General features: G+C 52.8%; 18 protein-coding genes. 12 read left to right on the top strand and 6 right to left on the bottom strand.

Features of this window, described 5'->3' with window-relative positions; translation table 11 throughout:
• Window positions 1-24 precede the first annotated feature (24 nt).
• Window positions 25-231: a YdgH/BhsA/McbA-like domain containing protein gene (locus ACN1CO_RS14280; protein WP_419139489.1), complete on the top strand. Its 207-nt coding sequence runs from the start codon at window positions 25-27 to the stop codon at window positions 229-231.
• Window positions 232-465: 234 nt separating this feature from the next.
• On the top strand, window positions 466-1,653 hold the full coding sequence (locus tag ACN1CO_RS14275) for a diguanylate phosphodiesterase (RefSeq protein WP_419139488.1): 1,188 nt from the start codon (window positions 466-468) through the stop codon (window positions 1,651-1,653).
• Between the two features lie 1,388 nt (window positions 1,654-3,041).
• On the opposite strand, the gene ACN1CO_RS14270 is transcribed toward ACN1CO_RS14275, so the two are convergent.
• Window positions 3,042-4,115, bottom strand: a complete 1,074-nt coding sequence (locus ACN1CO_RS14270) for a RepB family plasmid replication initiator protein (RefSeq protein WP_419139487.1) — start codon at window positions 4,113-4,115, stop codon at window positions 3,042-3,044.
• 1,968 nt (window positions 4,116-6,083) lie between these two features.
• Between ACN1CO_RS14270 and ACN1CO_RS14265 the strand changes: the two genes are divergently transcribed.
• From ACN1CO_RS14265 to ACN1CO_RS14235, 7 genes are all read left to right on the top strand, one after another.
• Window positions 6,084-7,286 (top strand): AAA family ATPase, encoded by a 1,203-nt coding sequence (locus ACN1CO_RS14265; RefSeq protein WP_419139486.1) that lies wholly within the window; start codon window positions 6,084-6,086, stop codon window positions 7,284-7,286.
• Complete coding sequence (locus tag ACN1CO_RS14260; protein ID WP_419139485.1) at window positions 7,283-8,254, top strand: ParB family protein; 972 nt, start codon at window positions 7,283-7,285, stop codon at window positions 8,252-8,254. Before ACN1CO_RS14265 ends, ACN1CO_RS14260 begins: the two co-directional genes overlap by 4 nt.
• Window positions 8,255-8,473: 219 nt before the next feature.
• Window positions 8,474-9,400 carry an aminoimidazole riboside kinase gene (locus ACN1CO_RS14255; RefSeq protein WP_419139484.1) on the top strand — a complete coding sequence of 309 codons (927 nt, stop codon included), beginning with the start codon at window positions 8,474-8,476 and terminating at the stop codon, window positions 9,398-9,400.
• Window positions 9,401-9,560: 160 nt separating this feature from the next.
• A complete protein-coding gene (locus ACN1CO_RS14250) occupies window positions 9,561-11,096 on the top strand; it encodes a carbohydrate porin (protein WP_419139483.1) in 1,536 nt (511 codons plus the stop codon).
• A 67-nt stretch (window positions 11,097-11,163) separates the two neighbouring features.
• Window positions 11,164-12,534 (top strand): sucrose-specific PTS transporter subunit IIBC, encoded by a 1,371-nt coding sequence (locus tag ACN1CO_RS14245; RefSeq protein ID WP_419139482.1) that lies wholly within the window; start codon window positions 11,164-11,166, stop codon window positions 12,532-12,534.
• Window positions 12,534-13,943, top strand: a complete 1,410-nt coding sequence (locus ACN1CO_RS14240; RefSeq protein ID WP_419139481.1) for a sucrose-6-phosphate hydrolase — start codon at window positions 12,534-12,536, stop codon at window positions 13,941-13,943. The genes ACN1CO_RS14245 and ACN1CO_RS14240 overlap by 1 nt, the downstream gene beginning before the upstream one ends.
• A gap of 29 nt (window positions 13,944-13,972) precedes the next feature.
• Window positions 13,973-14,977, top strand: coding sequence for a substrate-binding domain-containing protein (locus ACN1CO_RS14235; protein WP_419139480.1), 1,005 nt, complete (start codon window positions 13,973-13,975; stop codon window positions 14,975-14,977).
• 19 nt (window positions 14,978-14,996) lie between these two features.
• On the opposite strand, the gene ACN1CO_RS14230 is transcribed toward ACN1CO_RS14235, so the two are convergent.
• The 4 genes from ACN1CO_RS14230 to ACN1CO_RS14215 form a co-directional block, all read right to left on the bottom strand.
• Window positions 14,997-16,187, bottom strand: coding sequence for a cytochrome P450 (locus tag ACN1CO_RS14230; RefSeq protein WP_419139479.1), 1,191 nt, complete (start codon window positions 16,185-16,187; stop codon window positions 14,997-14,999).
• 22 nt (window positions 16,188-16,209) lie between these two features.
• Complete coding sequence (locus tag ACN1CO_RS14225; protein WP_419139478.1) at window positions 16,210-16,755, bottom strand: chorismate mutase; 546 nt, start codon at window positions 16,753-16,755, stop codon at window positions 16,210-16,212.
• A gap of 321 nt (window positions 16,756-17,076) precedes the next feature.
• A complete protein-coding gene (locus ACN1CO_RS14220) occupies window positions 17,077-18,243 on the bottom strand; it encodes a zinc-dependent alcohol dehydrogenase (protein ID WP_419139477.1) in 1,167 nt (388 codons plus the stop codon).
• Entirely contained in the window at window positions 18,244-18,777 is a 534-nt protein-coding gene (locus tag ACN1CO_RS14215) for an SRPBCC family protein (protein WP_419139476.1), read from the bottom strand.
• Between the two features lie 228 nt (window positions 18,778-19,005).
• Between ACN1CO_RS14215 and ACN1CO_RS14210 the strand changes: the two genes are divergently transcribed.
• Window positions 19,006-19,251, top strand: coding sequence for a hypothetical protein (locus tag ACN1CO_RS14210; RefSeq protein ID WP_419139475.1), 246 nt, complete (start codon window positions 19,006-19,008; stop codon window positions 19,249-19,251).
• A gap of 2 nt (window positions 19,252-19,253) precedes the next feature.
• Here ACN1CO_RS14210 and ACN1CO_RS14205 read toward each other — a convergent pair whose 3' ends face one another.
• The gene (locus ACN1CO_RS14205) at window positions 19,254-20,165 is read right to left on the bottom strand and encodes an N-acetyltransferase (protein WP_419139474.1); all 912 of its coding nucleotides are present in this window, start codon (window positions 20,163-20,165) and stop codon (window positions 19,254-19,256) included.
• 359 nt (window positions 20,166-20,524) lie between these two features.
• Here ACN1CO_RS14205 and ACN1CO_RS14200 point away from each other — a divergent pair, with 359 nt between their 5' ends.
• The gene (locus ACN1CO_RS14200) at window positions 20,525-20,734 is read left to right on the top strand and encodes a hypothetical protein (protein WP_419139473.1); all 210 of its coding nucleotides are present in this window, start codon (window positions 20,525-20,527) and stop codon (window positions 20,732-20,734) included.
• Window positions 20,735-21,131: 397 nt separating this feature from the next.
• Window positions 21,132-22,715, top strand: a complete 1,584-nt coding sequence (locus ACN1CO_RS14195; protein ID WP_419139472.1) for a diguanylate cyclase — start codon at window positions 21,132-21,134, stop codon at window positions 22,713-22,715.
• Window positions 22,716-22,725: the final 10 nt, after the last annotated feature.

The raw sequence follows: 22,725 nt of genomic DNA, 5'->3' as shown, positions 1-22,725 counted from the left end.
ATAAAATAAGCTGAGGAACTGACCATGAAAACCATCAAAACTTTCGTTGCTGTTACCGCACTTCTGGTTTCTTTCGGTAGTTTTGCCGAGAGCATTACTGCTACCGGTTCGACACTGGATGCTGCTGAAGCGAAAGTCGCGGCGCAGGCCAAAGATGCTGGCGCATCCTATAAAATCACCGGCGCACGTGTTGATAATCGTGCTTATGTCTCTGCTGAGCTGATTAAATAACGTTTTTTCTTTAATATGATGAGGCTGCCATTACGGCGGCCTTTTTTATTATTCAGAAAACATCCGTTGGTTTACGGGGATTAATTTATACCCTGAAAAGTATTTCGGGAAATAGCCGCTTCGCTTACTGCCACCTGCTCTGGTGCAGTCTGTGCCACGGCAGAGAAGTAGAGATGAAACATTTTTTGAACAATGTTAGCGTGTCCGCAACAATCATATAAAGCGGAGCTGCACATGCTGACCACCATAATATATCGCAGCCATATTTCAGATGACTTTCCCATCAAAACCCTGCCCGCGATGGTCGACAATGCCAGCAAAATTAATGCGGCTCACGACGTAACCGGCATCCTGTTATTCAATGGAACCCATTTTTTTCAGCTGCTTGAAGGACCGGAAGCGGGCATTCAGGCGGTCTATCAGCGAATCTGTGCGGATCGGCGGCACCATAATGTGGTGGAACTGATGCGCGACTATGCGCCCTGCCGCCGCTTTGGTAATGCGGGTATGGAACTCTTCGACCTGCGTGAACACGATCGCTCATCGCTGCTGCAGGCAGTGCTGGAAAAAGGGACGTCGAAATATCGCCTCACCTATGATGATCGGGCACTGCAATTCCTGCGTACCTTTGTAGAATCCCGCGAGAAAGAGAACTACTACGAAGTTCTCCCGCCAGGTTACTGGGAGTTTATTTCTGAACACAATGATGTGCCGGATTCCCGTCCTGAGACAGAAGGCGTCAGCTTCCGCCCGGTGGTGGATCCCCTCGCTCGTCAGGTTACCGCGATTGAAGCGACCACTCTTCGGCCTGCATCCTCCGACGAGTTACTGGGCGAACAGCTTTATGTTAACGATCTGGAAAATGTGAAAAAGACGTTTGCCCAAGCGGGCCTGGTCTGCCCGGACGGTATGACACTCTATGTCAGCCTGCTACCGATGACACTGGTGGTGATACCCGATGCCGTCGATCAGATTGTCACCGCCATTCTGCAGGCGGGACTGGTGCCTGAACAGGTCGTTATCGGCGTGAGTGAAACTGCGGTGATCTCGCAGCTGGAGGCTTTTTCTGAAGCGGTGCGCATGCTGAAAGCGGCCGGGATCAGTCTGTCGATCGACAATTTTGGTGACGGATCGGCGGGATTGTCTTTGCTGACTCACATTCAGCCCGACCGTATTCGTATTGATGCCGGTATCACCCGCGACGTTCATCGCAGTGGGCCAAAGCAGGCGGTAGTGCAGGCGATTATCAAATGCTGTTCAGCGCTCGAAATCACCGTCATTGCGGCGGGCATTTTACAAGCCGAAGAGTGGATGTGGCTTGAGGCCGCAGGTATCATCAATTTCCAGGGCACGCTGTTTGCCGCTGCAGGCCACTACGAAGCGCAATCCGTTGCCTGGCCGGAATACCGGGAGGCAATGTAACAAACGCTGTCCGAACGGTGATTAAGCGGTATGCAAGAGAGCGGCCGCTTTTTTCGCCGTTGCCTGGTCTGAGATTACAGAGCGGCAGCCAGTACAGACCACAACTTATCCCCCTCCTCCCACCGTGTTCATCGCAACTCATTCCGATGATCAAAATCCGGTGACTCTGCCTGTCGATACCTTTCTTATGGCTCAGCTCACTGCTGCCTGCGTTTCTGATAACCACTATAGAGAGTAAATTTACCTGTTTAACTACTATGGAGAGCGGTTACGCCGTCACCGATCTGCACTTAAAGTATCAAAATGGAACGGATATCCACTGTAGCGAGTAAATTGCGCTTTACATGTGATCAGCAACCACTGTAGTGAGTAACAGGAGACGTTACTGAAAAGCACCAACTTTTGCAGCTGATATTATGATGATCTTAACGGCTAAATGAACTGCTCTATCTCACAGCAACCACTGTAGCGAGAAGAATCAGCATGAGAGCAGACTCAAGCAGCGGCTAAAGCCCCCTGTATGAGCTCTAAGGTAAAGAATTCCTGCCCCGCGCCTGTTCTGAGGTTGAAGCAGTACCTCTGTCATTAAAAGTATCTCTGGCAGCTAACCACTATAGTGAGTAATCATTCACCTGTGTTCTGATTTATTAATCTGACAAAGAAACCGCTTTCAACGGTGTAAATTGATAGTGAGTGCTTACTTTTAATGGAATGATCTTGAAAGAATCATAGGATAGAGATCATGACAACCACTATAGCGAGTAGATTTCTTGTTTCTGGTCCCACTTAGTAACCACTGTAGCGAGAATTTTTCCTGCTTCAGCGCGATGCTCTGATCATTTACTGACCGAGCTGGTCATTAAACAGTCTGGCAACCACTGTAGCGAGTGATTTTCTCGGCGGAATACCACAAAACACACACCTTCAGAACAGAAGACATGAAAGATAACCACTATAGCGAGTAAAACAGTCATGTTGCTTTCCCTCACAGAACTCGCCAAGGCTTTACTGTCCCACCCCTAGCCTCGCCTGAATCAGTTAAATGGAAACAGGATAACCACTGTAGCGAGTAAAAACAGAGGCCATTTCTGGCTATGTATCCTGGGCCCTTACCGCTGAGGCTAGTGAGTAACCACTGTAGCGAGTAAAGATACTTCCAGAAGCTTAAAAGGTGTTCGTATAGAAGTTAGTTAGCGCGGCTACAGATGAGCTTACAGGGAGGATCAAAACGTTACTGATTCGCAGACAACCACTGTAGCGAGTAAAATACTCGCTACAGTGGTTGTTGAATATTCTCAGTTAAGGCGACCGTTTTCTTAGCCAAAAAGAATATTTCCTGAACCTGAAGCAGGCCCGGACGCCACCCGGCGAGAGTCGGCAACAGGGCATTACTGCTTCTTTTGCTTCCTGATTTTGTTAAGTAATTCCTTTTCCTCACGCGAAACCATCACCAGCTCACTGCTCTCCTCTTCAATCCCCAGCTCAGGCGGGCTGACGTCAATCACGCCAGGATCGATATCAAGATCGTCAAAATCATCCATCTCATCATCGATCAGCCCTGATTGACTGAGCGGCAGTTCAGCCGGGCGCAGCTTAGGATGGCGGTAATGGACCCAGAAGTAGACAGACGAGCCGCGTCGGGTTTCGGTGTAGTCCAGATATCCAATCTCTTTTAACTGCTCCATCGCCTTTCTGACGGTCGCATTCTGGGTAATCACGCGCGAGGTCAGGTTAAGTCTGGCGCGCAGACGCGCCATAGATATCGGCGCAGGCTTCGGCGGAAGGCTCTCAATGAAGGTGTAGAGCGCCTGAGCGGACTCTTTGCGAGCCAGCTCATTGATGGCTTTAAGCTGCAACAGAACCTTTCTGTCGAACTGATACAGCTCAAAGATCTTGGGATCGGCCTGCAGCGTGACCGTGTCCTTTTTGATGCTGTATTTAGCGGACTGCACCAGATGCGTCGTGTAGTTCTCTCCGCCCTTGCTGGTAAAAGTCAGCGTATTGGATGCAATACGGGTCAGAGACGCGTCCAGACGGCTCCTGAGCTTCGAGGAGAGCCTTGCTGAGGGTATGCCACAGAGTTTGGCGAATTCGACGAAAGAGAGCGTTACAGTGTCTCCCAGACACTCATGCGTCGCGAATGCACGAATGATCCCGACCCAGGTTTTAAAATCATTATCCATATCCAGGCGGGCACCCAGAATCTTAATGTTGTCATAGCCTTCCGACCTGACCAGGGATAACTGCTTAAGATCCTGCGTCACATCCATGGAATTCATCTGGTTCTTCTGACTGCGCGCAGTAGATTTCAGTGTCGGAACAAATAAACCAAGCCGCATCAGCGCAACCGGCTGCACGGTGTTGTTACTATTGGGGGTAAGAGTAACAACTTCACCTGTACGTTTGTCTGTTTCGCTAAATGCATCAGCTATGTTCAGGATATCTGGTTCTTTTCTTGGCATTAGGAAGATCCGTGATGTGAACAGGCGAGACCCGCTGTTACTCGATACAGTGGATACTATCACTCACTACAGCGGTTAATCTACTCGCCATAGTGGTTATTTCTCTCGATACAGTGGTTACTTTACTCGCTATAGTGGTTAGTGAACCTGTCTTAACACAGACACACCAGGGCCTGGCACTCGATGGGGATCTTTCAGGAACTTATTAGGATCTTAAAAGGATCTGTTATTGGATCTATTCAGTGGATAACCCGGTAAAAATGCCAGCTAAAAATCCCTCAGATGCCCTGCCTTTACCCAGGAGCACCCTGTTTCATCACAGACGGTCGGTAAAACCTGAGCAACTGAGTCTGAACAGGGTTATGCACACGCTAAAAGGCCGTTTACTCGCTACAGTGGTTGTTGGTTACTCGCCAGCGCGGTTGCTTTACTCACTATAGTGGTTGTTATACTCCCTATAGTGGTTATTCTTCTCGCTACAGTGGTTACGAACACCCTCTCAGGCCATGTGCCACAAGGCTTCAGGCACTGTAGGGATCTGTTAGGGATCTCAATTTGATCTATTGAGGATCGACCAATTGGATCTGACCTGTGGATAACGGGGATAAAACAGACAAAAATAAGGTAATAGTGGAGTCGCAGATGGAACTGATTATTTAATAGCTATAGTCAGCTCATGATTAGCCACGAACAGTGGCAGGAAGGTTAACCATGAAGGTGGTTTAAAACAGAGCGTAAGAATTACACAGCTCGAATCCCCCTAATGACAACTCAAAGAGTAAGGCTATTCGATTTTGATTGAGAATACTTACGATCTAATCAGTGCTAACGTGAGTTTTCACCCTGAATGAATCACTTTATCTATATGATATATAAGTATTTATTTAATATTTTCATGATGAAAACACCATAAAATTGGCTTTAAAACAAAATCGCTGATTCATAGATGCAGATATATTGCTAAAAACAATAAGTTTGTACTTTGAAGCAGATAAGCCTGACCTGGTCAGAGACTTCGGGCAATAAAGCCCGCCATCAGTAATCCTACCCCAATCAACATAAAGAATTATTTGAAGAAGACTGCGGATGTGAATGGCTTTATTAATACGGAAGTAAAGTGAGTCGCTCAAGGCTTTAGATTTAGAAGTGACTGATCAAAAGATTTTGACAGGAAATCAAACAAAGCTCAGAAGCATTCGGCATCTCTCATTCACTATGAATACCCTGTTGAGAATTGAGACCCGCCTTCCGATTATATCCCCCTGCCCTCGTTCATAAGAATCGCCGTTCCGCTGGTATTTAAATGAAACCACTCAAGTGACTGGGGGGATATAGCCATACTAGGTTGCTCAGACTATCACTGACTAAAGAACAGAATCATTCTCCGATATAAGAAAAATCGCTACAAAGCAATGTTGAAATACAGCAATCCAAAGTATGCAGGAATCATAATGAGGAAGGGGCAAAAGAGATTGAAATGAGGGATGTGATTAAAGAGAGTGGATGATAGAGACAACTTTGAATCCACCGACTTTACCTTCAAACCCGGTGCTCAGAAATGAAACCGTATACTGGGTAAAACGTCCTTCATATCAAATTTCCACCATTAGATTTCACATTCATCTATATGATTTATAATGTAATTTTTATGATTTTCACGGTGAAAACACCATTCCTGTTACCTGAAAATGATTATGCTGCTCTTATATTAAAAAACCATTCTCGGAAAACTCATCCGACGAAATGAAACCCGGGAAACTCCCCCAAACCGATTTCCTGGCTTCATCAAGAATCACATCAACTGACATAAAGCAGTACTCCAAAAGCATCCTGCTTCGAAATCCGCAGGTCTCTCATCCCGGCCTCACTATCCCGCACAAGAAATCCAGGTTTTTGTCATTTTTGTTATACATTGGCAGGTATATCCTTTTTATGTAGTATGCAAAAAACATTAACGCAGAGGGGCTTATGAAGCGTGATTATGGTGGAGTGCTGGAAATGGCCACACGGGCCAATTCCATGTTACATGGATTGAGTAACCACATTGAGCAGCAGCGTCAGGAATTTAACCAGACTGGTTTTTATCAGACCTTCTCGCGCAATGCTGTCGCGAATATGCCTTTGCTGAGTAAGCATGCCGTTGTGGCCGCCATTAATGATATGGAAGCAGCGGGCTATCAGTTTGGTAAGAAACAGACCGGTAGTACTTCGCAATATGCCCTGACCATCGAAAACGTGGTCGACATCTATGCGCATCGTAAAATACCAAAATATCGCGATCGTCACGATGGACCCTTTGTCGTCTTTGTTGTCAGCCTTAAAGGCGGCGTCTCTAAAACCGTCAGCACCGTCACACTGGCTCACGGTATGCGCGCCCATCCTTCTATGCTGCACAATGACCTGCGTATCCTGGTTATCGACCTGGATCCACAGGCATCGAGCACGATGTTTCTGAGCCACACTAATAGCGTAGGTTCTGTTCTGGAAACGGCAGCGCAGGCAATGCTCAACGATCTCGATGCAGATCAGCTCCGTGCACAATTTATCAAGCCGACCGTCATGCCTGGCGTGGATGTTATCCCGGCTTCTATCGACGATGGTTTTGTTGCCAGTGACTGGGAAGAGCTGGTGGCTGAACATCTGCCAGGCGTTGCACCTTCAGAAGTATTGCGCCGGAACGTGATTGATCGCCTGGCGGGAGATTACGATTTTATCTTCCTTGATACCGGTCCTCATCTCGATTCCTTCATGCTGAACGCGATTGCGGCCAGTGATGTGCTGCTGACACCGACGCCGCCGGCGCAGGTCGATTTCCACTCCACCATGAAATATCTGACGCGTTTGCCGGAAATGCTGGAGCGTATTGAGTCCGAAGGTATCGAACCACGGCTCAAAGCTAATATCGGCTTTATGTCTAAGATGACCTCTAAACATGATCACCTGACTTCGCAAAGCTATGCCCGGGAAGTGTTTACAAAATCGATGCTGGACTGCAGTTTACCGCGACTGGATGGCTTTGAACGCTGCGGGGAATCTTTTGATACGGTGATCAGCGCCAATCCTTCCTCATATCCGGGCAGTGCAGATGCTCTGCGCAAAGCGAAATATGAAGCCGAGCAGTTCTCAAGAGCTGTGTTTGACCGCATCGAATATATCAGGAGTACTCTGTGAGCAAACCTATACAGCGCATTGGCCGCAAGTTTGGTGATTCTGCTATCGCGAACATGATCGATAGCAGCAGCCAGTCGCGCACCTTTACGTTGAAGTCGGGCGCGAAGGCGACCTTTGTGCGCCAGCTCATCCTGCACGATGATATTGAAACCCGAACCAGCGTTGATCCAAAAATAAACGGCCGTGATCAGAGCACGCTGACACCGGAATCGCTTCAGGAGATCACCCGCACCATAACACTGCAGCAGTTCTTCCCGGCTATTGGTCGCGTCAATGATGACAGGATTGAGATCATGGATGGCTCGCGCCGCCGCGCCGCGTGTATTCTTTCCGGTGCCAGTCTGGAAGTGCTGGTCACCGCAGATGAACTGAGCCTTAGCGATGCGCGTCAGCTGGCTGCGGATATTCAGACGGCGAAAGAGCATAACCTGCGTGAGTTAGGTCTGCGCTTTATGCTGATGAACGAAAATGGCATGAGCAAATCAGAGATTGCTAAAGCCGAAGGTATCTCGAACGCCAAGGTCTCTCGTGCGTTCCAGGCGGCATCTGTACCCGCTGAGTTTATCGAACTCTTTCCGGTTGTCTCTGAGCTGACCCTCCAGGATTACCAGTTGCTGCTTGACGTCTGGGAAGAAGCGAAAGCAGAAGCGGTTGAGATCTCTGCGTTAGTCAGTGAGATCCAGCAAAAGCTGAATGAAGATGATTCACTGCAAAGCGCCAACGCGGATGATAAGAAGAGCGCTATCCTGAGCGGCTTCAAAAGCGCTCGTCGTCAGTTAAAAAAACCGTCACCTGTCAGCAAAACCGTAACGGAGAAACTGGCAACGTTTACCACAGCCAATACCTATGCGCGTCGTAAAACCAATGACGAGAAGCGCACCGTGCAGTATGAATTCAGTCGTCTGCCGAAAGAGATTGCTGAACAGATCGATGCGTCGATCAGACAGATACTCTCCACGCTGAAGTAATTAACATCACACTTTTCCGATAACCAAACCGGCCGCTGCGCCGGTTTTTTATTATGTTATCAGGCGTCGCTACAAAGCAGCTCTCCATACCCGTCTCCTTAGAAAGACAACCTCTTCTGTAAATACCCATCACTTCCGCATCGTAACGCTTGAACTCATTACGGTTTAACGCTATAGCTAAAACGGTTTAGCTTTCAGGTTCAACCAAAGGAGTTTTTTATGTCTGTTCGCGTATGGTGCCTCGGGGATGCCGTGGTCGATTTGCTACCCGAAATGCCGGGTCGCCTGATGCAGTGTCCGGGCGGAGCTCCCGCCAATGTCGCCGTTGGAATTGCCCGTCTGCAGGGAAACAGCGGTTTTATCGGCAGGGTAGGTGCTGATCCCTTTGGTGAGTTTATGCGGCAGACGCTCAGTGAGGAGAAAGTTGATACCCGCTATATGATCGCCGATTCACAGCACCGCACCTCAACCGTGGTGGTCGGGCTGGATGAGCAGGGCGAACGTTCATTTACCTTCATGGTGCGACCCAGTGCTGACCTGTTTCTTGAACCATCGGACCTGCCCGCGTTTCAGCATGGAGAATGGCTGCACTGCTGTTCGATCGCCTTAGCAGGTGAACCCTCACGTACCGCAACACTGACCGCTATGAAACAGGTCCGGGCGGCAGGTGGTCATGTCAGCTTCGATTTAAACCTGCGTGAAGACCTCTGGCCCGATCCGACACTGTTGCATACGGTGGTGAATGAAGCACTCAGTCATACCGACGTGGTCAAACTCTCCGATGAGGAACTTGATTTCCTCTGTCCGGGTCAGGAAGCGGCTGTCAGCATGCCGCAGTTGGCCGAACGATTTGGCATTCGCTTATTACTGGTGACGCGGGGCAGAGAAGGGGTGATGGCCTGGTATCAGGGCCAGATTACACACCATGCGACGACGCCTGTGGACAGCGTTGACACCACGGGTGCAGGTGATGCCTTCGTGGCCGGATTACTCTGGGGACTGGCGAAGTCGGGTCTGCCTGCCGATGAGTCACAGCTCGCCAATTGTCTTGCCAGTGCACAACGCTGTGGCGCACTGGCAACTACCGCGAAAGGTGCCATGACTGCACTTCCGTGGCTCCATCAGCTGGACGATCTGGCTGACTAATCGTCATCTGACAGCCCTGTTTTGCGAGCTATCTCACATTCACTAAACCGGTTTAGCTATTTTCATTGCAGAGGGAAATTACCCATGGCTATGATTTGCGCCTAAACCGGTTTAGCAAAAAATACCGGTGATGATAGCCTCTCCTCAGGGATATAAAAAAATGAAAAAAAGCACGTTAGCAGTGGCCCTCTCTACGCTATTCCTTTCCACATCCGTCTGGGCCGATCCCAGCATGAGCAGCATTGAAGCACGCCTTGCGGCGATGGAGCAGCGACTGCAGGCTGCCGAGCAGCGGGCGAATGTCGCTGAAACCCGCGCAGAAGTCGCTGAAAAGCAGGCACAGGTGGCTGAGAAGCAGGCTCAACAGCTGGCAGCCGTGCAGCAGCAGAACCAGACCTCTAACGCAGAGGCCGCGCAGCGCACCGCGAAGCTGGAACAAAAATCTGCCGATGAAGGTGGCTTTGAGTTCCACGGTTATGCCCGCTCCGGATTGCTGATGAACAGCTCAGCCGCCAAAACGCAGGGCGGTCCGACCGTCACCCCTGCCGGGGAAACCGGCGGCCACGTCGGGCGTCTGGGTAATGAGCCGGATACCTACGTTGAGCTTAATCTCGAACATAAGCAGACGCTGGACAATGGCGCGACCACCCGCTTCAAAGCAATGCTGGCCGATGGACAGCGCACCTACAACGACTGGACGGCCTCCAGTAGCGATCTCAACCTGCGTCAGGCGTTTGTCGAACTCGGCCAGCTTCCGACCTTCACCGGCGCGTTCGATAACGCAACCGTATGGGCCGGTAAGCGTTTTGATCGTGATAACTTTGATATTCACTGGATCGACTCCGATGTGGTGTTCCTTGCCGGTACCGGTGCCGGTATCTATGACATGAAATGGAGCGATCAGGCGCGCAGCAACATTTCGCTGTATGGCCGTACTTTTGGCGACATCGAAAACAATGAAAACACCGCGCAGAACTACATCCTGTCGCTGAATAACTTTGTCGGTCCGGTGCAGATGATGGTCAGCGGTATGCGGGCGAAAGATAACGATGACCGCCGTGATATCGACGGTCTCAGAGTCAAAAGCGATGCGGCCGAAACCGGTGTACATGCGCTGCTGGGACTGCATAACGATAGCTTCTATGGGCTGACAGAAGGCACATCGAAAACCGCGCTGCTCTACGGCCATGGCTTGGGCGCAGAGGTGAAGTCGATTGGTTCTGACGGCGCACTGCTGCCGGAAGCGAACACCTGGCGGCTGGCAAGTTACGGTATTACCCCGCTAGGCGGTGGCTGGCACATTGCGCCCGCCGTACTGGCACAGCGCAGTGACGATCGTTACGTCAAAGGTGACAGCTATGACTGGGCGACAGTCAACCTGCGGCTGATACAGGAAATTACCCAGAACTTTGAGATGCAGTATGAAGGGTCTTATCAGTACATGGACCTGCGTCCGGAAGGCTACAACAACCGTAACGCAGTCAGCGGCAGCTTCACGAAACTCACTGTTGCACCGACCCTGAAAGCCGGTGATGTCGGTGACTTCCTTAAGCGTCCGGAAATTCGTCTGTTTGCAACCTGGATGAACTGGGATCACCGGCTGGATAACTATGCCAGTGACGACGCGTTCGGCAGCAAAGGCTTCGAAGCGGGTGGCGAATGGAACTTTGGCGTACAGATGGAAACCTGGTTCTGACCGGGCGGCCCCGGATGCCGGGGCCTTACCACTACGCGGATAAAAACATAACGAGACTGAGGTGTGTATGGACTATGTAAAAATATCGCGGGCATTGCTGCCCCTGCTGGGTGGCAAAGAGAACATCGCCAGCGCGGCTCACTGTGCGACGCGGCTGCGGCTGGTGCTGGCAGATGATGAGAAAGCGGACACCACCGCGATTGGCCGGATCGAAGGCGTTAAAGGCTGCTTCCGCAATGCGGGACAGCTGCAGGTTATCTTCGGCACCGGCGTGGTGAACAAGGTCTACGCCGCCTTTATCGCCGAGGCGGGTATCAGCGAATCGAGCAAGTCTGAGGCTGCTGATATTGCGGCGCGTAAGCTCAATCCTTTCCAGCGCATTGCCCGCCTGCTGTCGAATATCTTTGTGCCGATCATTCCGGCGATTGTGGCGTCAGGTCTGCTGATGGGCCTGCTGGGGATGGTCAAAACCTACGGCTGGGTCAATCCGGAAAATGCGCTCTATATCATGCTGGATATGTGCAGCTCGGCGGCCTTTATTATCCTGCCGATCCTGATTGGCTTTACTGCAGCCCGCGAGTTTGGCGGTAACCCGTTTCTGGGGGCGACGCTGGGCGGCATTCTGACACACCCGGCGCTGACCAATGCCTGGGGCGTCGCCGCCGGTTTCCACACCATGAACTTCTTCGGCATTGAAGTGGCGATGATTGGTTATCAGGGCACGGTGTTCCCGGTGTTGCTGGCGGTGTGGTTTATGAGCATGCTGGAAAAGCAACTGCGTCGGGTGATCCCGGATGCACTGGATCTGATCCTGACGCCATTCCTGACGGTGATTATCTCCGGTTTTATTGCACTGCTGATTATCGGTCCAGCGGGCCGTATGCTGGGTGATGGCATCTCCTTTGTTCTCAGCACGCTGATTGCGCACGCAGGATGGCTGGCGGGACTGGTGTTTGGCGGGCTCTATTCGGTGATTGTCATCACCGGCGTCCATCACAGCTTTCATGCGATTGAGGCAGGACTGCTGGGCAATCCGTCGATTGGCGTGAACTTCCTGCTACCTATCTGGGCGATGGCGAACGTGGCTCAGGGCGGTGCCTGTCTGGCGGTATGGTTCAAAACCCGCGATGCGAAGATCAAGGCGATCTCGCTGCCCTCCGCGTTTTCAGCGCTGCTGGGGATCACCGAGGCGGCCATTTTTGGTATCAACCTGCGGTTTATGAAACCCTTTATCGCCGGATTAGTGGGTGGCGCGCTGGGTGGGGCCTGGGTTGTCTCAGTGCACGTCTATATGACAGCTGTCGGGCTGACCGGTCTGCCGGGCATGGCGATTGTACAGGCGGGTTCTATGCTCAATTATGCCATTGGCATGGCAATCGCATTCACCACCGCGTTTGTGATCTCTTACCTGCTCAAATACAAAACGGATTCTGAATAATGGCCTCATCAACACGTCTTGCCGCCATTCTGCAGGCGGTGATACAGGGCATGCCGAAGGCGCTCAGCGACAGCCACTATCCCGGCTGGCATCTGGCGCCGGTTACCGGGCTGCTTAACGATCCCAACGGCTTCATCCATTTTGACGGTCACTATCATCTCTTCTACCAGTGGAATGCCCTGGGCTGTGCGCATCAGCATAAATGCTGGGGACACTGGCGCTCAGCCGATCTGCTGCACTGGGAGCATCAGCCCATCGCCCTGATGCCGGATGAGGAGTATGACCGCAGCGGCTGTTACTCCGGCAGCGCGGTAGACGATAACGGTCGGCTCACGCTGATCTACACTGGCAACGTGAAGTTTGATGATGGTTCGCGGACTGCGTGGCAGTGCCTGGCGCAGCAGAACAGCGCAGGCGGTTTTGACAAATTCGGCCCGGTCATCGCTGTGCCGGAGGGCTACACCGGCCACGTTCGCGATCCCAAAGTGTGGCGTCACGAAGATCACTGGTACATGGTGCTGGCCGCGCAGAATACGCAGTTGCAGGGCAGGGTGCTGCTGTTGCGCTCTGCCGACCTGCGGGCGTGGGAGAATACCGGTGAGATCGCGGGCAGTGAACTGGGTGGTCTGGGCGCTGCGGGTTACATGTGGGAGTGCCCGGACATGTTCTCGCTCGGCGATAGCACGTATCTGATCTGCTGTCCGCAGGGCGTCGCGCCCCAAGAAAAGCGTTATCTGAACAGTCATGCCTGCGCCTGGCTGAGTGGCTCGCTGGATTATCAGCAGCCTGCCTATCAGCACGGCCCGCTGAACGAAATGGATGCCGGGTTTGAATTTTATGCACCGCAGACCACGCTGACCGCGGATGGCCGGCGTCTGCTGGTGGGCTGGATGGGAACGCCGGACGGTGAAGAGATGGCTCAGCCTACCGTCGCGCAGGGCTGGATCCATCAGATGACCTGTATGCGTGAACTGAGTTCACGCAACGGCCGACTCTTTCAGCAGCCCGTTGTTGAACTGCAGGCGTTGCGGCAGACAGAGCAGCACTATCAGGGCCGCGCCGAGGATGCGCCGCCGATCGGCGCACAGCGGCTGGAGCTGGAACTGGAAAGTCAGGGCGACATCGAACTCAACTTTGCCGATACGCTGATCCTGACGTGGCAGCAGAATGAACTGCGGCTGGCCCGTCGCAGCCTGGTGACGGGTAAATGGACGTACCGTTACTGGACCGGCGAAGCCCGCCGGTTGCAGATTCTGTGTGACCACTCCAGCGTTGAGATTTTCATCAACGACGGAGAAGGGGTGATGAGCAGCCGCTATTTTCCGGACCAGCCAGCGCTGCTGACCCTGCGCGGGCGCGCAGAACTGCAGGCCCGCTACTGGTCGTTACGTCGCTGCATGGTAGAATAAGCGCTTGTTTCATTAACCGATGCCTTGCCGTGAGAAAAACAAAACGCGTTACCATTAGTGACATCGCTGGCCTGGCAGGGGTTTCAAAAGCCACTGCCAGCCTGGTGCTCAACGGTCGTGGCGAAGAGTTACGGGTCGCGAAAGAGACGCGTGAGCGGGTTCTGACGCTTGCCCGGGAACACCATTATCAGCCCAGCATTCACGCCCGGATGCTGCATGACGCCCGCAGTCATACGCTGGGACTGGTGGTACCGGAAATCACCAACCACGGCTTTGCGGCCTTTTCACATGCGCTGGAAAATCTCTGCCGTGCAGCCGGTCTGCAGCTGCTGATCTCCTGCACCGACGAAAATGCCGGTCAGGAGATGGCCGTGGTCAACAACCTGGTGGCGCGTCAGGTCGACGGGCTAATTGTCGCCTCCAGTATGCTGAGCGACAGCGACTACGTCAGCCTCAGTGAACAGTTGCCGGTGCTGCTGTTTGACCGCCACATGAACAACACGAAGCTGCCCTGGGTCATCACTGACTCTGTAACGCCCACCACTGAGCTGGTAGAAAAGCTGGCGCGCGCCTGCCCGGATGAGATCTACTTTATGGGCGGACAGTCCGAACTCTCCCCGACCCAGGATCGTCTGGCGGGATTCAGAGAGGGACTAACGCGGGCGGGTGTGACGCTGCAGCCGGAGTGGATTATTCAGGGTAACTATCATCCCGGCAGCGGCTATGAGATGTTTGCCGCGCTCTGTGAGCGGCTGGGGCGTCCGCCTAAGGCGATGTTTACCGCCGCCTGCGGCCTGCTGGAGGGAGTGCTGCGCTACATGAGCGAGCATAACCTGCTGACCAGCGACATCCGTATCGCCAGTTTCGATGACCACTACCTCTATGATTCACTCTCGATTCCCATCGACACGGTAGAGCAGAATGTCCCGGCACTCGCGCAGGCCTGTTTCTCGATGCTGACCACCATGATCGCCGGTGAAGATCCGGTCAACAGCCAGCTTATCCTGCCAGCTACGCTACGGCTGCGCGGCTAATCGTCGGGCGTTGTCTTTTTTACCACTCGACCGGCAGGGCGCTGACGCCGCGCAGATTGGCCCGGTGATTGCGGCGAACGCCAGCGGTCACGGGTCGCATCTCTGGCAATCGGGTCAGCAATACCTTTAGCGCCACCTCCATTTCCGCCAGCGCCAGCCGGTAGCCCATGCAGTGATGGATCCCGCCCCCGAACGCCAGACAGCGTCCTTCATGCCGCCGGATATTCACCCGCTCCGGCGAGGTAAAGACACGTGGATCGTGATTGGCCGCGCCCAGACTCAGAAAGAAGCGGGTGCCGGGCGGGATTAGCTGGCCTGCTACCTCAATCTCTTCCAGAGTGGTGCGGTAAAGCATCTGGACCGAACTGTCGTAACGCAGACATTCCTGAATGGCATCGGGTATCAGCGCATGATTCTGCTTCAGGCACGCCAGTTCCTGCGGATGGTCATGCAGGGCCAGAAGGGTGTTGCAGAGCATATTTGACGTGGTCTCATGACCGGCAAGAAACAGCAGTATCACATTGGCGATAATCTCATCGTGACTTAACCGGTCGCCATCACTGCCGCTGCGCAGAAAAAGCGACACCAGATCACTGGCGGTGCTGTCACGGCGGGAGACGATCAGTGCGCTGAAGTAACTTTCCAGCACGGCAAACGCATCAGCGGCTTTCAGCAGATCTTCCTGACTGATTTGGGGGTCGAAAACGTTGACCAGCGCGGAGGTAAGACGGCCCAGTTCAGGCGCGTCCGACTCAGGGACATCCAGCATCCTGCAGATAATGCGCACCGGTAGCGGAAAAGCGAATGCTTCAACCAGATCGCAGGTGCGACGGCCTGCCAGCGCGTCCACCAGCTCATTGGCTACCGTCAGCGCCATCTCCCTGAGGGGTTTGGTCTCCCGGGCGCTGAACGCCTTCATGACCAGCGCTCTTAACCGGTTATGATCCGGCGGATTCAGCACCAGAAACATTCTGCTGATCCCCTGAAACAGCGGCATGTTGGCGGCGTCATCACCAAATCTCAGCCTGACACTTTCCATGTAGTTCTTACCGACCCGCCGATCGTTCAGCAGGGCATCCACCACCGCGTGACTGCCGCTGATGATGATCTTATCTCCCGCAGGAATAAGCGGTCCCTGCCGATGGAGTTTCCGATAAAGCGGAAAGGGATTGTCAGCGTAGTCGGGATTCATCAGTTCATGAAGCTGCATAGCTCACTCCGCTGGCTGAGTATTAATGCAACCGCTGAATGCGGGAGAGGGCAGCGAAGAGGCTGTTTTTATCACTTTCACTGAGGTTGGGGGCGGTGAGTTGTGAAATCAGAAACGCTTTGTCCTCCTGGGAGAAGGTGCCGGTCATCAGGCGCTGGCTGATCGCAGTCAGGAGTTGAGTATCCAGCTGTTCTATCTGCTTGCGGGTTTCGGCCAGATCCGAGACCGGGAGACCACTGTCCGGTGCTGACAGCCAGTCAGCCCGATAGCGATACTGAATCGCTTTGCTGGCGTTCATCAGCGCGTGAACAAACGGCTCCACGGAGTGCGGCTCAAGCCCGGCCTGCTGAGCGTTCTGCAGCATATGATCCAGCACGACCTGCTCGCGTGGCAGATCTTCGATGGGCAGATGATGCAGTGCTTTATAACCTGCCACCGCTTTCATCACCTGCATCCGTTCATTGAGCGCGGAAGAGAGTGATCCAAGAGAAACAGATGAAACCGAACCTGCATAGACGTTACTGCACATAAACAGTGAAGAGAAAAAAATTGCCACAAAGTGAGTCATTTGCCTGCTCCATTGATAAAAACTGGAACTAATTTAGGCATGAAAATGTCACTATGTGTGATTATTTTGTTTTCAAAATGTGAACAGGCGTTTGTGCATGCTGAATCCCTGCAGATAACTCATTTAAATGCGTTTTTTCATTTTAAATTCATGAAATTTTCACATACGCATGAAATTATGGCCGGTTACTTCAGGCTCAGTATGATTGTGGCTGACTCTCATAAACTGAATTTTCGCATCCGGAAAGGGGTGGGGTCTTTTGGCAGGAGGAAAGAGAGGTTTAGCAGGGCGGCAGTGCCGCCCGAATGAGTTGATGCGCTGTCAGGGAACGAACACGGCACGAACGCAGCCATCTTCTTTATGTTTGAACATCTCATAGCCTCGCGGGGCCTCTTCGAGCGGAAAACGATGCGTCGCCATAAACGCCGGATTCAGCTCGTTTCTGGCAACATGTTCCAGCAGACGGTGCATGTAACGTTGCCCGTGCTGCTGGGCAGTCCGAATCGTCAGACTCTTGTTGATCAGCAGCCCCAGCGGGAACTTATCCATCACGCCATACACCCCGAGAATGGCGATGTTACCGCCTTTACGGCAGGTATAGAGTGCCTGACGCAACGCCGCGCCGACATCCGTTTCAAGATGCAGCATCTGTTTCGTCTTGTCATAGACCTGGCTTAACCCTTCGCCACGCGCTTCCATGCCGACAGCATCAATACAACTGTCCGGGCCACGTCCGCCGGTTAACTCCAGCAGCGCTTCATTAATATCTACACTGGTGTAATCCAGCGTTATGCTGCCCGCGAAGTCTCGTGCCATTGCCAGCCGTTCAGGATAGCGATCGATACCGATGACCTGATGAGCCCCCATCAGCCAGGCGCTTTGCTGCGCCATCAGTCCGACACCGCCACAGCCCCAGACCACCACCGTGTCACCAGGATGAATATTACAGAAATCGGCCCCCATGTATCCGGTAGGGGTCGCATCAGAGAGGAACAGTGCCTGCTCATCGGTCACGCCTTCGGGCACCACGAAGCAATCATTGTCGGCAAAGGGCACGCGAACATATTCTGCGTGTGAGCCGGCATAACCGCCAAATGCGTGGCTGTAAGCGTAGATGCCACCCGTCGCATGGCCCAGCACCGTTTCGCCTTTCTCCCACTGCGGATGGGTATTGTCACAGCAGGAAGGCAACTGATGCTGGCAATACCAGCAGGAGCCACAGGAGATAAAGGAGGGCACCACTACCCGATCGCCGCGCCGGATATTTTTTACCGCGCTGCCGACTTCCACCACCTCTCCCATGAATTCATGACCCAGGATGTCGCCCTCCCGCATACTCGGGATAAGACCGTCAATAACATGCAGATCAGAGCCGCAGGTGGTGGTGAGCCTGACGCGAATGATGGCGTCGTGGGGGTTAATCAGACCGGGATCGGCCACGGTTTCAACACTTAAAGCGTTAATACCATTCCAGCAGAGTGCGCGCATTTACTCCTCCTTATCCTGACGTTCGCTATGGCGACCCGCAGGCTGCCCCTGCAGCGTTGGGATCTCACCGGTCTCAGCCAGACTTTTAAAGCGATGTAACGCTTTGCTGGCCACCTCTTTCGGTAGCAGATCAAATAACTGAGTCACCTTTTTCCCCAGTACGCCACCGGGCGGGGTGAAGTGCAGCGTCAGTGCCAGTTCAGTGCCCCAGTCACCCGGCGCCGGGCGCATCCGCAGTTCACCTTCATTGGGGATGTCGGCACCGTCAAGGGAGCGCCAGGCGATAATTTCGCCTGGCTGTGCTTCAACAATGCGGGTCTCCCAGCGGTAATGCTTACCCAGCGGCCCCTCAATCTGCCAGTGCGCATCGCTTTTATTGACCGGCGTTACGCTGGCGAAGTGGCTCATGATGCGGGGCAGGGTATCGGGCTCAAGCCACAGGTGAAAAAGCTCGGTAGCGGGCAGGCCGACAGTAATCCAGCGCCGCAGTGTGAGGGTATTATCACTGGCGGTTGTCAGAGATGTTGTTGTCAAAACGTCCTCCGATAGTTCTCTCAGTGGAACAAAATCACTGAAGTTGAGTTAAGGACAGCTGGTGGAATATTGCGAGCGAAGCCGCGCCATTCAGGTCATGTCTGCGATGCGTAAAATGTTTTACGATGCGTATCGGGGCGTGCGCACAGGAAGGCGTAATACCGAACCGGGTTCAGGTATAATAGACGCCGCCAGTGTGGTCGTTTTTAGCAGCAAAAAGAGGGTGATATGTCGGTAACTCAGGCTTGTACCGGTGGTAATAATGTCGCGGAATTAGTTGAGAGTCTGGAAAAACAGGCGGCCAACCGATCAGATGCGAACTGGCATCGGGGGCTGAAAAGCAGCACCAAAATCGCCCTGGAAAAAATTAATAGTGCGTTTGATGCAAAATGGATCAGCGCAGAAGAGAGTCTGAGCCTGAAGCAGCGCATTTACAGCGTACAGGATAAGTTGATTGAGCTGGCTTTGTGGTGATTTCAAATAACGACAAGGTTCGGTGCCAAATCGGCTGGGGTGAAAAACTGGTACTTCAGCACGCAGCGCCGTCCGGCATTTTGCGCGCTTCGCAGTGAAGGGGTATTACCGGGCAGAATGGTGCCGGTCAGCAGCGCCTTCTCACCATAGTGATGATGAAGCTGCTGCAGTAAAAGCTGCTGAGCGCGCGCGGCAAGTCCACGGCCCTGATAGCCAGGCATAATCACTTCATCCATAATCTGAAACCCCTCAATGAAGGTCAGTGTCCGGCGAACACAAATCATCAGCCCAGCCACCATGCCCTGCCAGACAATTAAAAGCACATGTCCTCCAGCGATATCTTCCCGTAATTCCTGTTTGCTGGTTGCCATCAGTTGATCGCGCAGATGCGGCAACGTGTGCCAGCTGGCGCGATAGGCGTGATTAATTGCCTGGAGACAGGCGGGAAAATCTTTCCGTCCAGCCTTCACCAGTGAAATGTCTTCGCCGGGAGGCGCAGCGAGTGCAGCCGAATCGCTGATGAATATCAGTTGATCGTTTAACCCGATATCTGGATGGCTTGCCGGTAACAGGATGCGCAGCTTTAAAGGTTTCAACGGCTGCCACGCCTGCATGATGGCGCTGGCAACCGCGTAATCGATGGGCCCATCACGGGCCACGATCTCAATAAATGGCTGAGCAGGATCACCTCCCAGATAACGTGGCCCGGTAAGATAACGCTGGCCGTTAACCGTCAGTTCACGCTGCAAAAAGGTGTGCTGGGGCAGACCGGTTTCACGCCAGGGAAAGTCGGCGGAGAAATGATGATCGTGGCATCGGGTCTGCTGCTGCACCAGCCAGCCGGTAATCCAGTCGCTGAGACAGTCAGATGAGACAGGAACAGTACGGTAGAGCGACACCATATAATCCAGCATAAGATTCCTTATTGCCCGCCGTCAGTAATCTCCTGCCTCTCTCCGCGGTCTGTCACAACCGTTGCCGGATTGCAGATGAGGCTGCTGAGAGTGTAAACGATGTGCTCTGTTTATGACCATCTCAACCTGCCAGCCAGCAGCATTCCTTTCCTGCAGCAGGATGGCCGGATCAGAAATAGATGGTCAAATTAATTGATGAAATAAGGCAGAGTTGCCCAAAATAATAAATCAGAAATAGGAAGCATAATTTTTACGTAAATATTACGGAATCAGATAATCGGCACGCAATAAATAGATTATGCTAAAGAGGCTGTTCAATAATTATAAAATGTCCGATCTTTTTAACACCCGGGGGTTACATGGTTCATATTGATTTATGCACCAAAGAGGGCGTGATGAAAGCTTATGCTTTTCAGACGCCTGTGCAGGCAATGACCCTGCTCGAAAAAATTAAAGATGATGAATTTCAGTGGTTTAATCTGGAGTGGGATGGGCATCGCTTTAACTGTCCGCATCATTTTATTAAAAGACTCAGCAGCCGTTCTTATATCAAAGCATTCTGGCGTTAAAGCAATTTAAATGTTTATGTATATTCATAATTACCTGTTTCCGACGCTGACATAATTAAACTGTTCAACGCCTGTTTCAGCCGTAATGATAAACGGGGCAGAGCCTGTCCCGTTATTTTCAGCCCCGGAAGGCATTCTCATCGCAGTCAGCGATAATAATTGCGCGTCATCTGCACAGATCCCGGCTCAGTCAGTCTCATTATTACCGCTTAATCATTTGCTGTTTATCGTTGTCCTGCCCAGCTGAAAGCTAAACCCGGCTTTATGTAACGCCATACGATTTTGTGCTGCGCCCTGCAATACGTCTCGATCCTCTATAAATCCACGTCTGTTCTCCCCTTGACCTGCAGCGTCAACTGTTACACTCAAATGACACTTAATCCGGATCCTGACCGCAATGCTCCATGAAAAAATGCGCCTTCGTTCGCTGCTGACTTTGCTGTCTATTGGAGGCGTCATTCTGACCTCCGGTCTGCTGCTGAGCGCGCTGCTGCTGTTTCAGAAGGCCAATATCGAAGACAGCCTGCTTGAAGGGAACATTGCCTATGCCCGCAAACTGGCTGATACCACCGATCGTTACCTGGCGACAGCGCAACGTGAACTGGCCTGGAGTGCCTCGCAGATCAAAGAGCTGAGCAATACACAACGGCTTGAAGCAGAGACTGAACGCCTGCGCATGCAGTCGGGTTTTTTCAACTCGGTGGTAGTGGTCAATCATGATGCCATCATTGCGGCAATCTCACCCGATAGCCTGAATCTGATTGGCGTGAAGCTGCACTCAACGGCCAGCCTGCAGGCCATTGCGACTCAGAAGCCCTTTATCTCCGCGCCCTTTACCTCTGCCGCCGGTAACTATGTGGTGTTTTTATCTCAGCCGCTGTTCAGCGAAGAGGGCCATTACCTGGGCTACATTGGTGGCACCATCTATCTCAAAAAACAGAGCATGCTGAGTGAGATCCTGAGCCAGCATTTTTACACCAGAGGATCGACGGTCAGCGTAGTCAGCAATGAAGGGCTGATTATTTTCAGTCACGACCCGGCGCTGGTTGGGACAAAGATGCTGCTGAGTCTGGCACTTCAGAAGCGGCTTGCCACCACGGAAAGCGGACACTTCACGCTGGAGAATGACGGGCAAAACTATCTCACCGGCTATGGCACGCTGCATAAGACCGGCTGGAATGTGTTTATTACCGGAACCTCTGAAACGGTCAGGCATATTCTGATGCGCACAGCGGAAAGCGCCATCTGGTTCGTTCTGGGCATTATCATCGTGACAGCGGGCGTTATTGCATTTATGGCAGGTCGGATTGCTTCTCCACTGGAAAAGCTGGCGGACAGAGTACGCGATGGCGGCAGCGAAGCGCAGGCGGAATCCCTCGCCACGGTTAAAACCTGGTACTACGAGGCTGACCGGCTTAAAGAAGCAGTGCAGGAGCATCGCCACGCCGTGGCGGGCCACATGGCCGCGCTGAATGATGAGGCGATGACCGATCCACTGACCGGGCTTTGCAACCGACGCGGATTTTCGGTGCTGGCGACGCAGTCTGACAGCGACCAGGAACAGTGTGCCATCGCCATTGATATTGACCATTTCAAGAAGATTAATGACTGGTACGGGCATGATGCGGGCGATGCCGTTCTGGTGAGCCTGGCGGCGTTGCTGCGTCAGCTCTGCCGCACCGGCGATATCGTCAGCCGGTTTGGTGGCGAGGAGTTTATTCTGCTGCTGCCGCGCACCACGCTGGTGGATGCCGCCCGCACCGCAGAACGCATCCGTGAGACCGTCAGCGCCACTACCTTCCCGTTTGCCGGGACAGTGACGATATCAGCGGGAGTGGCTTCACGAGGTGAACAGGCTGGCGATCGCGAGGCTTTACTGCGACGTGCCGATGAAGCGCTCTACGAGGCAAAAGCGGCCGGGCGCAATACTGTGATGATTGCCGGGCCAGAGGGCTTCAGCGCGTTTGAGTTAAACAGTTAAGAATGGGGCA

Origin of the sequence: Pantoea sp. R13S299, assembly GCF_048515925.1 — a bacterium.
Lineage (GTDB): Bacteria > Pseudomonadota > Gammaproteobacteria > Enterobacterales > Enterobacteriaceae > Pantoea.
This window is presented reverse-complemented; position numbering and strand designations above follow the sequence as displayed.